Here is a 12,988-nt window from a genome sequence, read left to right as displayed (position 1 = left end):
GGTGCGATCCGGGTTCGCACGGCGTCGCCCGGGTGCGCGGGACCCTTTATAAAACGAGGCCTCACCCGCCCGCCACCCAATCCCCCGACTTCCCGCCATGCTTCTCCATCACCTTCACATCGGTGATGGTCATCCCGCGATCCACGGCCTTGCACATGTCGTACACGGTGAGCAACCCAACTTGCACGGCCGTGAGTGCCTCCATTTCCACCCCCGTGCGGCCGAGCGTTTCGACCTGCGCCGTGCAATGCACGCCCGGCAACGCCTCATCCAGCGCAAAATCGACGGCAACGCGCGTGAGCGCGAGCGGGTGGCACAACGGGATCAAATCGGCTGTGCGTTTCGCCCCTTGAATGGCGGCGATGCGGGCGATGCCGATGACGTCGCCCTTCTTGGCGTTCCCATCGCGGATGAGCGCGAACGTCTCCGGCTTCATCCGAATCGAGCCGCGCGCCACGGCGATGCGTTTCGTTTCGTCTTTGCCGCCGACGTCGACCATATGGGCGTGGCCGGCCGCGTCGAAATGGGTCAATTCAGGCATTTCATGCTCCTTCGAACGGACCCTATCTTAGCAGTCGTCGAACGAGCGCAAGACGTGCGACCGAGCGACCACCGATAGGCCGGCGAACCGCCGCCGATCAGCGGTTCGCAGCCGCCTCACGCAAACCCGAACAGCTTAGCCGGCGTGTCGACCAGCACGGCGCGCCGTGCGCGCTCGGTCGGCAACAGCTTGAGCGTCAGCGCATAAACGGCATCGTAACTTTCGACGTGTTCGAACTGCGTATGCGGCCAATCGCTGCCCCATAGCAGCCGGTCGAAACCGAACGCGTCTTCGAGCAGGGGCATGGCCGCCAGCGCGGTTGCTGCGCCGTTTGCATCGGGGCCTGTCTTCGCTACCGCGTTGCGGTACGCGCCCGACACCTTGACCCACACGCGCCGCGTCGCACCGAGCGTGAGCAGATAGCGAAAGCCCGGATCGTCGACGCCAAGCACCGGCTTCGGTCGCCCGAAGTGATCGACGACCACGTCGATCGGTTCCCCATGGCGGTCGACCAATGGTCCGACGACGCGAGGCAACCGCTGCGCCTCGCAATGCACTTCGATCTGCCAGCCAAGCGAAGCGATCTTCTCGAGCGTCGCTTGCCAAACGGCGCTGGTGTAGTCGGGATCGGGAAGGCTGAACAGATTGAGCCGAATCCCGACGATGCCGGCGCGTGCAAGCGCGTCCAACTGACCTGGCTCTGCCGCCACGGCTGCCGGATCGATGACGGCGATGCCGCGCAAGCGCTGCGGCGCCTGCACGATCGATTGCGTCAGATATCGGTTGTCGGCGCCTAGGAAGCTCGGCTGGATCAGCACGCCGTGCGACACGTCATGGGCATCGAGCTGCGCGAGGTAACGCGAGAGCTGCGCATCGTAGGCCGGCGCGTAGCGGCGCCGCTGCGCGAGCGGCAGGTCATGGGAAAACACGTGCGCATGCGTGTCGATCGCCGTGATCTTGTCGGCGCCCGCACGTTTGGGCGTATCCGCGCAGGCGCCTAGCGCGGTCGTCGTCAACATGGCCAATAGTCCTCGATTGAAAGTTCGGCGCGTCATACCGTTCGCCATTCGGTCGTCTGCGGTCATGTTTCGTGTTGGACGGGACGCCGGCGCGCGGCGGCCCCGAGAGTATGCCTGGTGCGTTCAACGGCGCACGGGCGCAGCGCCGGGTGAGCGCTCGTGCGCGTCGGCCTCCGGCAACGTGTCCGCGAGCGCGCGGCCGCGTGTTTCGGGCAGCATCAGGACGGCGAAGACGACGATGGCGTACGCGACCGCCGCATCGACGCCGATAGCGAACCCGAGCGTCGTGGTCTTGGCGAGATGGCCCACCATCACGGGAAAGGCGGCTGAGACGACGCGCCCGAAGTTGTAGCAAAAGCCCACACCCGTGCCGCGCATGCCGCGGGGGTACAGCTCGTTGAAGAGCGCACCCATGCTGGCGGGGATGCCCGCGGCGAAGAACCCGAGGGGGAAGCCGACCACGAGCATCGCGCCATTGGTCAACGGCACGAACAGATAGACGAGAACGGTGGCGACGCACGCTATCGAAAACAGCAAGATGGTGCCGCGGCGGCCGATCCGGTCGAGCAGGTGCGAGCTTGCGATGCAGCCGCAAAAGAACGCGAAGATGATCACGGCAAGATAGCCGCCGGTGCCGAGGACGGACAGGTGACGCTCGGTTTTGAGGTAGGTGGGCAGCCACGTCATGAGGGCGTAGTAACCGCCGTGCGCCCCGACGCCGAGCAATGGGCCGATCAGCGTCATCCGCAAGACGCGCGGCGAAAAGATATCGAAGAACGGGATGCCGGGCGCGCTGCTTCGTGTGGCGTTGCGGCGTTCGGCGGGTGCCACCGGTTCGACCACCCCACGGCGCACGTAGACGACGAGCAAGGCAGGCAGGAGGCCGAGTGCGAACATGGCGCGCCATGCCGTCGCGCCGGGGAGCAGCGAGAACATGGCGGTATAGAGAAGGACGGCAGCGGCCCAGCCTACGGCCCACGCGCTCTGAATGGTGCCCATCGCTTTGCCGCGATGCTCGGCGCGAATCGACTCGGCCATCAGCACGGCTCCGGCTGCCCATTCGCCGCCGAAACCGAGCCCCTGTAACGTCTTGAGCACGAGGAACTGGGTGAAGTCCTGCGAGAAGGCGCAGGCGAAGGTGAAGACCGAGAAGAACGCCACGGTGAGTTGCAGCGTCCGGACGCGGCCGATGCGATCGGCCAGTGCGCCCGCAATCCAACCGCCGAGCGCCGAAGCGACGAGCGTCGCGCCGCTCACGAGGCCTGCTTCGGTTTTTCCGATGGCCCATTCGGCAATGATCGCGGGAATGACCAGGCTGAACATCTGCACGTCGAGCGCGTCGAGAGCCCAGCCGCCGAAGCACGCCCAAAACGTGCGGCGCTCGGTGGGGGAAATGTCTTTGAACCAGCTGAACATCGTCTGTCTCCTGATAGCGCTTGGGCGCTAGTTATCCTGGCCTGCCGCGCGTTGACTGCGGTGCGGCGCCTTGCAATCGGGCGGCGTCGTCACCGAATCTCGACTTGATAAATGAATTCGCTAGCAGGCCCGCGCGAGCGGCGCCATTCGAGCGGCCGGCGGTCGTAGCCGTAGGCGAGCCGCTCGATCACCACCACGGGCGTGCCTGGCTCGGTCCGCAGCAGTCGTCCGTACATCGCGTCGACTGTCTCGACGGTGAGCGTCTCGCTTGCCGACGCGATGACTTGGTCGCACTCGGCTTCGTAGACGGGATAAAGCAGATCGCCGATCTCATCGGCGGCAAGCGTCGCGAACGCGGCAAAACGCTCGTAAGGCAGCCAGATCTCCTCCGCGAGAATCGGGTGCCCGTCGACCAGACGCAGCCGCGACATGTGGATCACGCGCGCATCGGCATCGATCTGAAGCGCCGCGCTGACTGCCGAGGGCGCCGCCACCACCTCGCGCATCAAAATCCGGCTGGTCGGAATGCGGCGCTCGCCCCGGCGGTTTTGAAAGCGGAAGAAGCGGAAGAGCGAGCCGTCGAAGCTGGCGCGGCGCACGAACGTGCCGCGTCCCTGGAAGCGCTCGAGCATTCCCTCGGCGACGAGTTGATCGACGGCCTTGCGCACGGTGCCCACGGCGACGCCGTGGGTGCGAGCCAGTTCTTGCTCGGTCGGTATGGCCTCGCCGGGGCGCCACCGGTGCTGGCCGATTTGGGCGGCGAGTTCGTCGCGCAGACGCTGATAGCGGGGGAGGCGTTCGTCGGCTTGCATGAGGCGATTCCGAATAAGGGAAGGAAAGTCTAATCAACTAGTCATCTATATGTTTGTATAAATTCGTATTCAGGGGAATCGGTGAAGACCCTCGGGCATTCTACGCAGGGACACCGCGTTGTGATGAGGGCCAGATGTCGCTCGGCTTGTTACCGAGCGCAGCGTCGCGGCCGGTCTCGACCGCACCTGGCGGGCGAGTGTTTACCTCTGACGCGGCGCAAAATACCGTCGGATGCGCGACCGACATCAAATGTCGTGGGTTGCGCGAACCGGATACATGGAGAGGCGCTATGGAAGCTCTGCTGCGAACCCGTTCGGCGCTTATCGTGTTGGCGCTGTTGCTGACGGGGTGTGTTGTCGCTGGTGGCGTAGCGCCGCCAAGCGGTCGGCATCTGAGCCCAACGGAGTGCCGCGATCTGGCCGCGCTTAGGAGCAATGCGCCTCCGACGATGGCGCAACACCGCAGTGAGCTTATTGCTCTAAGGAAAGCGGGCTACGACCCGTCACCGCTGTACGACGACCCCTACTACCCGGAGGATTTAGAGGCGGCGCAGCGCGTAGTCGACTATTGGTTCAGAACGGAGTGCCAGCAGCTTACACCCGGGTGACAGCCGCGTTGTCGGTGTTTGTCACCGCGGTACGAGACGACGGCTTAACGTCGCTATCCATTAAAGCTAATCGCGAATCTGCCGTTAACGTGAGTCGCACGCACGGTCCATTGGGCTTTCTCAATCCAGACTTGTGTTCGGCCGCGCTGAATTGGCCGAAACGATTGATGGAGGGCCTTATGGCTTCTGGGCGCTGCCATCTCGATAACACGTTAGCTCGGAAACCGATCCCACAAATGAACCTGAGAAATCTCTTTTTGTTGCTGTCTATCGCTGCGCTGGCTGGATGTGCGACGACGCCGCCGATGTCGGTAACCCAGCAGGAGCAGCACGAACTTGGAGCGGTAGCCGGTGCGCTATTCATTCCGCAGAACAGCTTGCTGGTGACGGTGACACCGACCAATGCAGGCGCCACGGGCATCCTCGGCGCTCTCCTCGCAGCCGGCATCGATGCGGCCCGGCGTGCGTCGGCGGAAAGCTCCGCCGCTCCGATACTCGCGCAACTCCACGATTATGATTTCCGCGCCATCATGAAGCAGGCGTCCGACAGCGCAGTTGGCACGCTTCAGGGCATCAAATTCTCCGGACCTCTTGATGTGGAGACTGTCAATTCGAGCACGCAGAAAAGAATCGTCTTTGACAATGCTTCAGCAAGCGCGGTCTTGTTCGTCGATGTTGGCTACCAGTTGCAGTCGGGAAATCTTTATGTTTCTGCGAATGCCGTGATGTATCCGAAGGCCAACAACCTGTTGCAGTTCCGAAGAAAACCGAGCGATTCCGATCCGCTCGATGCGGGCAATGCCATATATAGGAAAACGTTCAACTACGCGAAGTTGAATGTGGGAGCCGACGACATCAAAGGAGATTTGACAGAAGCGGCAAATAACATTGCGTCTCAGCTCGCGGCCGACCTGAATCATCCGATCTAATTCGAGCTGATAGCGCGCAGTCGCCGGACGCGCTTCGCACCACGCGAGCGCGTCAAACTCGTGCGCGACAGGCACGTCGCAGCGATGCTTTTTCCCTTGCTCGCGGGTAGCCAATCCGAATTCTCAGTTTTCCCTAGCGGCCCTACTCCCCAAGCGGCCCATCAGGGGGCGAGCCATGATCGATGCCCCTGCCGGACTGGTCACGAAGCCGAAGCGCGCCGGCAACTCGACACCGCGTACCGTTTCGATTACCAGCCGCCGATCGGACCGCCATTCGAGTGCGCCCGACAGCCCGTCGGCATCGAGCGTCGCCAACTGGGCGAACAAATCCAGATCGTGATCGTGCAGCAGCGCGACGCGAGCCGGTTGCGATGCGTCGCCGAACAGGACGCTGCCTTCATCGTCGATGAGGACAGCCGCAGGTTCGAACGGCGCACCCGTTTGGTCGGTCAGCGCCGGCGCGCCGGGCGAGGGCGCGGCAAGCCGCACGACCCACGGCGTATAGGCCAATTCGACGAACACGCGTTGCGGCCCGTTCTGAAAGAACCAGCGGCCCGCTTCGTCGCACGCGTAGTTGCGCTCGATGAAGCCTCGAAGCGCAGCGTGGCGGATGGGCGTACCCAATTCCCCGCGCGCCTGTGCGCCATCGTCGCGCATGCGCCACTCGCCGCGCCGATCCAGCAGCAGCCAGCCCGTGCAATGCGGCACGTTGGGCCATTTGGCGAGCGCGGCTTTGACGATGTCATCCATTACGCGTGTACGGTTCGAGGAAGGTGAAGATGCGCCGCGGCAGCCAATCGATGCGGCCCGGAAACGGCCCGGTCATGAAGCCGACGTGACCGCCCGCCTCGGGCTGATCGAGCTCGATCGCGGCCGAGACTTCGGCGCGCGTAGGCAGCGCGGCGCTCGGTAGAAACGGGTCGTTGCGCGCGTTGAGCAGGAGCGTGGGCACGACGACCTCGGGCAGGAGCGGGCGGGTCGTCGCTCGCGTCCAGTAATCTTGCGCATCGCGAAAGCCGTGCAAGGGGGCGGTCACCGCATTGTCGTACTCGTACATGGTCCGGCTCGCCAACATGGCGTCGCGGTCGAACAGCCCCGGATACTGCTCCAACTTTTGCAGCCCCTTGCGCTTGAGCGTCTTCAGGAAGCTCAGCGTATAAACAAGTGCAAATCCTTGCGACAGCGCACGGCCGCCCGCGTGGACGTCGAGCGGCGTCGAAATGGCCGCGGCCGCCGCGATGAACGTGGCATCGGCGCCGCGCTCGCCGAGCCAGCGCAGCAAGACGTTTCCGCCGAGCGAGACGCCGGCTACGACGATAGGCCCGGGGTGCTCCGCGTGCAGCCGGCGCAGCACCCAGTTCACCTCAGCGCTGTCCGCGAGATGATAGAACCTAGGGGCCAGATTGATCTGGCCGCTGCAGCTACGAAAATGCGGCACGACGCCGTGCCACCCGAGAGAGCGTGCCGACGCCATCAATACGCGCGCGTAGTGCGAATCGGAGCTGCCTTCGAGCCCATGAAACAGCACGAACAACGGCGCGTCGGGCGCGGGCGCCGCGGCCGAGCCCGGCGGATAGGCGATCCAATCCAGGTCGATGAAGTCGTGATCGGGCGTGTCCCACCGCTCGCGTCGATAGTCGACGCTCGGCCGGCGCGCGAACAGGGCGGGGATGATCGTTTGAGCGTGGCTGGTGGGCAGCCATCGGGGCGGACTATAGAGCAGTTCGACGAGCCTGCCTGCGGCTGCGCGTTCGTCGGCCAGTGACGAAGCCGGTTTGTCATGTGTGGTGCTCATGACCATCCCCAAAAACAGGCCCGCAGCCGGCCCGCCGTAGGCGGGTGCTCGCCGGGGACCTCAGTGCAATGCCCCTTGTCCGTGTCGAATCTTGGCGGCGAACTCGCTGGCCGTTTCCTCCGGCATCGGGCTCGCGTGAATATGTGCGATCCGCCATTCGCCGCGCTCATGAACCATCACGTACGTTGCATAGACCATCCGCGGCGGCGCGAGCGGTTCCTGGAACCGATGCGCTTCCGCGACCGTGTAGACGACGGTGCCGAGGCTGTCGTACACGCGCACGTCGAGCGGATCGATCGCCGTCGGCAGCGCGTGGGCGTCAGCTAGGGCGACCAGGCCGGCGCGGATCTGATCCACCCCATGCCAGTGCGCCCCGCCCGCGTTGACATAACTCGCGAACTCCTCATCGATCCAGAGGGCCATCAGCGTGTCCACGTTGCCGTCGGCGACGGTCTGATAGAACGCGTTGAGCGTGTCGGCTGCAGCTTCGAATAAGCGGGCAAAACGTGGCATGGCTCTGGGCTCGTGGGTAGCGCGCGCACAATCGCGCCGGGCTTTCGTTGATCAGTCAGGCTCGGCGAGCGGCGTCCACGAGACAATGAACGCACAAAGGCGCGCGGCCTTCCGTGCGTCAGCGCTCGCCAAGCAGCATGGCGCGCAAATCGGCGAACACTTGCTCCGGCGACAACTCGCGCAGGCAGCGCAAATGGCCGAGCGGACACTCGCGTGCAAAGCACGGACTGCACTCGAGGTGCAGCCATTGTACCTTCGCAAAGTCCGATAACGGCGGCGTGTGGCGCGGATCGCTCGATCCGTAAATGGCCACGAGCGGCCGGCGCAGCGCCGCGGCGACATGCATCAGGCCCGAGTCGTTGCTGACCACGGCGCCCGAGCGCGCGATCAACGCGCAGGCTTCACCGAGCGCCGTCTGCCCGCACAAGTTGCGCACGTTTGGCGCTTGCTCGGCGATCGCTTGCGCGAGCGGGGCATCCTTGTTCGAGCCGAGCGCGACGATCTGCGTGTAGGGGAACGACTGGCCCACCATGCGCGCGAGCGCGGCGAAATGCTCGGCTGGCCAGCGCTTGGCGCTGCCGTACTCCGCGCCGGGGCAGAACACAAGAAGCGGCACTCGCGTATCGAGGTGAAAACGCGCCGAGACCCGAACCGACTCGTTCGGATCGGCTTCGAGACGCGGCATCGGCAGCCGCGCGCCGAGATCGGGCACGTTCGCGCCGGGCGCATAGGCGAGCGAGGCGTAATGCTGCGCCATCGGCCCGCGTTCCGCCTTGCTCGGATTGGGATGGCGCACGTTCAGCAGCCCGACGCGCCCTTCGCCCGTGTAGCCGATGCGCAGGCGAATGCCGGCAAGCCAGGGAATTAGGGCCGATTTCAGCGAATTGGGCAGCACGTATGCGGCGTCGTAGCCGTGCTCGCGCAAATCGCTTGCGAGCTGCCAGCGTTTGAACAATTGCAGCTTGCCGTGCGCGAGATCGGTGGCGTGTACTGTCCCGATTTCAGGCATGCGTTCGAGCACGGAGGCGACCCAAGTGGGCGCAACCGCATCGATGACGAGGCGGGGGTGAAGTTGTTTGAGCAGCGTGAACAGCGGCTGCGCCATTAATGCGTCACCGATCCAATTCGGTGCGATAACCAACGCGCGACGCATCAGTGTGTGTCCGAAAGAAGGCTAGCGCGGCGCGCGATAAGCGCCGCATTCGGCGATGAGGTGGCGGGCGTCGCCCGGCGGTTCGAGGCTCGCCGACTGACGGCGACGGCGAGCCGTTACCCGCTGAGCGCCGTCACGCGTAGCGCCCGCTTTGCGCGGCGCTACGCGCCGGGCGGCGCAGCGGGGGACGCGGCGAATCAGTGGTGCTTGACGATCTCTCCGTCGCGCAGCTTGTAGCGCGTGCCGCAATAGGGGCAACGCGCTTCGCCGTGCGTGACGTCGATGAACACGCGAGGATGCGCGCTCCAGCGCGGCATCGACGGGTTCGGGCAATAGGCGGGCAAATCTTTGGCCGACAGCTCGACCAACGGCATTTCCTTCGTTTCGCTCATGAGACGATTCTCGTTATAGGCGGTATGGCGTGTGGCGTCCCGATTCAGATCTTCGTGAGCCAGTGCGTGTACTTCGGATTCTTTCCGGCGATGACGTCGAAGAACGCCGACTGCAGCTTTTCGGTGATGGGGCCGCGCGAGCCGGCGCCGATCGTGCGGTTGTCGAGCTCGCGGATCGGCGTGACTTCGGCTGCCGTGCCCGTGAAGAACGCTTCGTCGGCCGTATAGACTTCATCGCGCGTGATGCGCTTTTCGATCACTTCGATGCCGGCGTCGCGCGCGAGCGTGATCACCGTGTCGCGCGTGATGCCGTCCAGGCACGAGGCGAGATCGGGCGTATAAAGCTTGCCGTTGTTGACCAGGAAGAAGTTTTCGCCCGAGCCTTCCGATACGTAGCCGTCGACGTCGAGCAGCAGCGCCTCGTCGTAGCCGTCGGCCGTGGCTTCCTGGTTCGCGAGGATCGAGTTCACGTACCAGCCGGACGCCTTCGCGCGCACCATCGACACGTTCACGTGATGGCGCGTGAACGAGGAAGTCTTCACGCGAATGCCCCGGGCCATGCCTTCTTCGCCGAGATAGGCGCCCCACGGCCAGGCGGCGATCGCCACGTGGATCGTGTTGCCGCGCGCCGAGACGCCGAGCTTTTCCGAGCCGACCCAAATGATCGGGCGCAGATAGGCCGTCTCGAGCTTGTTCTCGCGCACGACCTCGCATTGCGCGGCGGCGAGCGTCTCGTGATCGAACGGCACGATCATTTGGAAAATCTTCGCCGAATTCAACAGGCGCTTGGTGTGCTCTTTCAGGCGGAAGATGGCGGTCGCGCCATCGACGCTCTTGTAAGCGCGCACGCCTTCGAATACGCCCATGCCGTAGTGCAGCGTATGCGTGAGGACGTGGATCTTGGCGTCGCGCCAGTCGATCAGCTTGCCGTCCATCCAGATCTTGCCGTCACGATCGGCCATTGACATACGAATCTCCTAGCGTTGCGGTGGGGCTAGCCCGACGAGTTCGCCATTTTAGCGTCTTTTGCCACAGTTCCAATCACACGCTGGCGGGTTTGGGTCGATCGGCCTCTATAATCGGACACCTTCCAATTCGAATCATGAGCGGCGGGGTGCGTCAGACGCGCCGCCGCCGCGCGCCGCCCATGCTCTCTCGCCTCAGCCCCGCCGATCGCGCCGCCTTCAAGAACGGCGTGCGCGACTATTCGCCGACGCTGATGGCGATGTTCTCGTGGGGACTCGTGACCGGCGTGGCCATGAGCAAGTCGGTGCTCACGGTGCCGCAGGCGCTCGGCATGTCGCTGCTCGTCTACGCGGGGTCCTCGCAGCTCGCGATTCTGCCGCTTTTGGCGGCCAAGCTGCCGATCTGGACCGTCTTGCTCACCGCCGCGATGGTCAATACGCGCTTCATCATCTTCAGCGCGGGGCTCGCGCCGCACTTCTCGTATCTGCCCTTTTGGCGGCGGCTGTTGCTCGGCTATTTCAACGGCGACATTGTCTACCTGCTGTTTCTGAAGAAATCGTTCGCGAACGGCTATGTGCCGGGCAAGGAAGCGTATTTCTGGGGGATGTCGGTGCTGAGCTGGGTGTTCTGGCAAGCCTCGTCGATCGCCGGCATCCTGCTCGCGAGCGTCGTCCCCGACAATTGGGGGCTCGAACTGGCGGGCACGCTCGCGCTCGTGCCGCTCATCGTCAGCGCCGTCATGAACCGCTCGACGCTGGCGGCCGCGGCCGCGGCCGGCGTGGTCGCGCTCGTGGCGATCGATTTGCCCTACCGGCTGGCGCTGCCACTTGCCGTGTGCGCGGCCATCGCGTCGGGCAGCATCGCCGATTTGCTGGCCGAGCGCGCCGATTTTCGCCGCATCCGCGCCGCGCGCCCCGGGGAGCGCAGCGCCGGTTTCGGCAAGGAGCGTTGAGCGATGTCGGCTACGCAGATCTGGCTCGCCATCATCGGCATGACGCTCGTCACGGCCGCGACGCGCGCGTTCTTTCTGCTCGGCGGCGAGCGCGCCGTGCTGCCCGAGCGCGTGCAACGGGCATTGCGCTATGCCCCGGCGGCGGCGCTCGTGGCCGTCGTGCTGCCCGATGTCCTGCAAACGCCGCAGGGCCTTTCGGTCGCGCTCTCGAATCACGCGCTCTACGGCACGCTGGCCGGGCTGGCTTGGTTCCTGTGGCGACGCGGGATGCTCGGTACCATCGTGGTCGGCATGCTCGCCTATACGGCGCTGCGTTTTTGGGCGTAGCAGGGCCCCGCCGGATTCACACAAATACGACATACCTTCCCCGAATACGCGACATTCGTCCGCGCATCGGCGAGGACAGGGGGACGATCGGCTAAAATGCACGTCTGCCGCCGTGCCGTGAGCTGGGCCGACCCGTTCGCCGCGCGCGCCGCCGCCCGCCAATCAACCTGCATGCGTACATTCCCATGAGCCAAGTATTGCGTCTCTCCGATCTGATCGCAAAGGGCTTGCTGTCCGGCAAGCGCGTCTTCATCCGCGCCGATCTCAACGTGCCGCAGGACGAGCACGGCAACATCACCGAAGACACGCGCATCCGCGCGTCCGTGCCGGCCATCCAGGCCGCGCTCGGCGCCGGGGCGGCGGTGATGGTCACCTCCCACCTTGGGCGTCCGACCGAAGGCGAGTTCAAGCCTGAGGATTCGCTCGCGCCCGTGGCGGCGCGGCTTGGCGAGTTGCTCGGCCGTGAAGTGCCGCTCGTCGCCAACTGGGTCGAGAACGGCGTGAACGTCGCACCGGGCCAGCTCGTGCTGCTCGAAAACTGCCGCGTCAACAAGGGCGAAAAGAAGAACAGCGACGAGCTCGCGCAGAAAATGGCGAAATTGTGCGATGTCTACGTGAACGACGCGTTCGGCACGGCGCACCGGGCGGAAGCCACGACGCACGGCATCGCCAAGTACGCGCCGGTCGCCTGCGCCGGCCCGCTGCTGGCGGCCGAACTCGAGGCGCTCGGCAAGGCGCTCGGCAATCCGAAGCGCCCGCTCGTCGCCATCGTCGCGGGCTCCAAGGTTTCGACCAAGCTGACGATCCTGAAATCGCTCGCCGAAAAGGTCGATCAGCTCATCGTCGGCGGCGGCATCGCCAATACGTTCATGCTCGCGGCCGGTCTGAACATCGGCAAGTCGCTCGCCGAGCCCGATCTCGTGAACGAGGCGAAAGCCATCATCGAAGGCGCCCGCGCGCGCGGCGCGTCGGTGCCGATCCCGTCGGACGTCGTGGTGGCCAAGGAGTTCTCGGCCACTGCCGCCGCCGTCACCAAGCCGGTGGCCGAGATCGAAGCCGACGACATGATTCTCGACATCGGTCCGCAAACGGCGCAGGCGCTCGCCTCGCAGCTCGCCAGCGCAGGCACGATCGTCTGGAACGGCCCGGTCGGCGTGTTCGAATTCGATCAGTTCGGCAACGGCACGAAGACGCTCGCCGAGGCGATCGCGCATTCGTCGGCGTTCTCGATCGCCGGTGGCGGCGATACGCTCGCGGCGATCGCCAAATACGGCATTCACGACCAGGTCAGCTACATTTCCACGGGCGGAGGCGCGTTCCTCGAATTCCTCGAGGGCAAGAAGCTGCCCGCCGTCGAAGTGCTCGAGTCGCGGGCCTGACCGTGGGCGCGCGCGCTCCGAAGTCCACCAAGCGCCCGGCGCGCCGCCCCGCGGCCGCCGAAGCTGCGGCTCGGGCGCAGCCCGATTCGGCGGCCCCGGCAGTGCTCGGCGAGCCGCCGCTGCCCGCTCGGCCCGCCAAACCCGCCGCCGCGGCCGCGCCCACCGGCACGGCCGCGGAAGTGCTCG

Annotated in this window: 15 protein-coding genes; 5 read left to right on the top strand and 10 right to left on the bottom strand. The window is 65.1% G+C overall.

The window, feature by feature from the left end:
- Nucleotides 1-61: 61 nt before the first annotated feature.
- The 4 genes from moaC to MMB74_RS03605 form a co-directional block, all read right to left on the bottom strand.
- Nucleotides 62-541, bottom strand: a complete 480-nt coding sequence (gene moaC / locus MMB74_RS03620; protein ID WP_277427240.1) for a cyclic pyranopterin monophosphate synthase MoaC — start codon at nucleotides 539-541, stop codon at nucleotides 62-64.
- Nucleotides 542-657: 116 nt separating this feature from the next.
- Nucleotides 658-1,560, bottom strand: coding sequence for an amidohydrolase family protein (locus MMB74_RS03615; protein WP_277427239.1), 903 nt, complete (start codon nucleotides 1,558-1,560; stop codon nucleotides 658-660).
- Between the two features lie 123 nt (nucleotides 1,561-1,683).
- A complete protein-coding gene (locus MMB74_RS03610; protein WP_277427238.1) occupies nucleotides 1,684-2,976 on the bottom strand; it encodes an MFS transporter in 1,293 nt (430 codons plus the stop codon).
- Nucleotides 2,977-3,065: 89 nt separating this feature from the next.
- Entirely contained in the window at nucleotides 3,066-3,788 is a 723-nt protein-coding gene (locus tag MMB74_RS03605; protein ID WP_277427237.1) for a GntR family transcriptional regulator, read from the bottom strand.
- Between the two features lie 290 nt (nucleotides 3,789-4,078).
- Between MMB74_RS03605 and MMB74_RS03600 the strand changes: the two genes are divergently transcribed.
- Both MMB74_RS03600 and MMB74_RS03595 read left to right on the top strand, forming a co-directional pair.
- Complete coding sequence (locus tag MMB74_RS03600; RefSeq protein ID WP_277427236.1) at nucleotides 4,079-4,396, top strand: DUF4148 domain-containing protein; 318 nt, start codon at nucleotides 4,079-4,081, stop codon at nucleotides 4,394-4,396.
- Between the two features lie 236 nt (nucleotides 4,397-4,632).
- Nucleotides 4,633-5,325, top strand: coding sequence for a hypothetical protein (locus MMB74_RS03595; protein ID WP_277427235.1), 693 nt, complete (start codon nucleotides 4,633-4,635; stop codon nucleotides 5,323-5,325).
- A 123-nt stretch (nucleotides 5,326-5,448) separates the two neighbouring features.
- On the opposite strand, the gene MMB74_RS03590 is transcribed toward MMB74_RS03595, so the two are convergent.
- The 6 genes from MMB74_RS03590 to MMB74_RS03565 all read right to left on the bottom strand — a co-directional run bounded on the left by MMB74_RS03590 (nucleotide 5,449) and on the right by MMB74_RS03565 (nucleotide 10,146).
- Complete coding sequence (locus MMB74_RS03590) at nucleotides 5,449-6,075, bottom strand: DUF2946 family protein (RefSeq protein WP_277427234.1); 627 nt, start codon at nucleotides 6,073-6,075, stop codon at nucleotides 5,449-5,451.
- Nucleotides 6,068-7,120: an alpha/beta fold hydrolase gene (locus tag MMB74_RS03585; protein WP_277427233.1), complete on the bottom strand. Its 1,053-nt coding sequence runs from the start codon at nucleotides 7,118-7,120 to the stop codon at nucleotides 6,068-6,070. The genes MMB74_RS03590 and MMB74_RS03585 overlap by 8 nt, the downstream gene beginning before the upstream one ends.
- A gap of 60 nt (nucleotides 7,121-7,180) precedes the next feature.
- On the bottom strand, nucleotides 7,181-7,633 hold the full coding sequence (locus tag MMB74_RS03580; RefSeq protein WP_277427232.1) for a nuclear transport factor 2 family protein: 453 nt from the start codon (nucleotides 7,631-7,633) through the stop codon (nucleotides 7,181-7,183).
- A gap of 118 nt (nucleotides 7,634-7,751) precedes the next feature.
- Complete coding sequence (waaF, locus tag MMB74_RS03575) at nucleotides 7,752-8,786, bottom strand: lipopolysaccharide heptosyltransferase II (protein WP_277427231.1); 1,035 nt, start codon at nucleotides 8,784-8,786, stop codon at nucleotides 7,752-7,754.
- A 197-nt stretch (nucleotides 8,787-8,983) separates the two neighbouring features.
- A complete protein-coding gene (locus tag MMB74_RS03570) occupies nucleotides 8,984-9,178 on the bottom strand; it encodes a zinc-finger domain-containing protein (protein WP_102608952.1) in 195 nt (64 codons plus the stop codon).
- Nucleotides 9,179-9,222: 44 nt separating this feature from the next.
- Nucleotides 9,223-10,146, bottom strand: a complete 924-nt coding sequence (locus MMB74_RS03565) for a branched-chain amino acid transaminase (RefSeq protein WP_277427230.1) — start codon at nucleotides 10,144-10,146, stop codon at nucleotides 9,223-9,225.
- A gap of 179 nt (nucleotides 10,147-10,325) precedes the next feature.
- On the opposite strand from MMB74_RS03565, the gene MMB74_RS03560 reads away from it, so the two are divergent.
- From MMB74_RS03560 to MMB74_RS03550, 3 genes are all read left to right on the top strand, one after another.
- Complete coding sequence (locus MMB74_RS03560; protein ID WP_277427229.1) at nucleotides 10,326-11,096, top strand: AzlC family ABC transporter permease; 771 nt, start codon at nucleotides 10,326-10,328, stop codon at nucleotides 11,094-11,096.
- Nucleotides 11,097-11,099: 3 nt separating this feature from the next.
- Nucleotides 11,100-11,423, top strand: a complete 324-nt coding sequence (locus MMB74_RS03555) for an AzlD domain-containing protein (RefSeq protein WP_277427228.1) — start codon at nucleotides 11,100-11,102, stop codon at nucleotides 11,421-11,423.
- 185 nt (nucleotides 11,424-11,608) lie between these two features.
- Nucleotides 11,609-12,802 carry a phosphoglycerate kinase gene (locus MMB74_RS03550; RefSeq protein ID WP_277427227.1) on the top strand — a complete coding sequence of 398 codons (1,194 nt, stop codon included), beginning with the start codon at nucleotides 11,609-11,611 and terminating at the stop codon, nucleotides 12,800-12,802.
- The last annotated feature ends 186 nt before the right edge of the window (nucleotides 12,803-12,988 follow it).

It is taken from the genome of Trinickia sp. Y13, assembly GCF_029522115.1.
Taxonomy (GTDB): Bacteria; Pseudomonadota; Gammaproteobacteria; order Burkholderiales; family Burkholderiaceae; genus Trinickia.
This window is presented reverse-complemented; position numbering and strand designations above follow the sequence as displayed.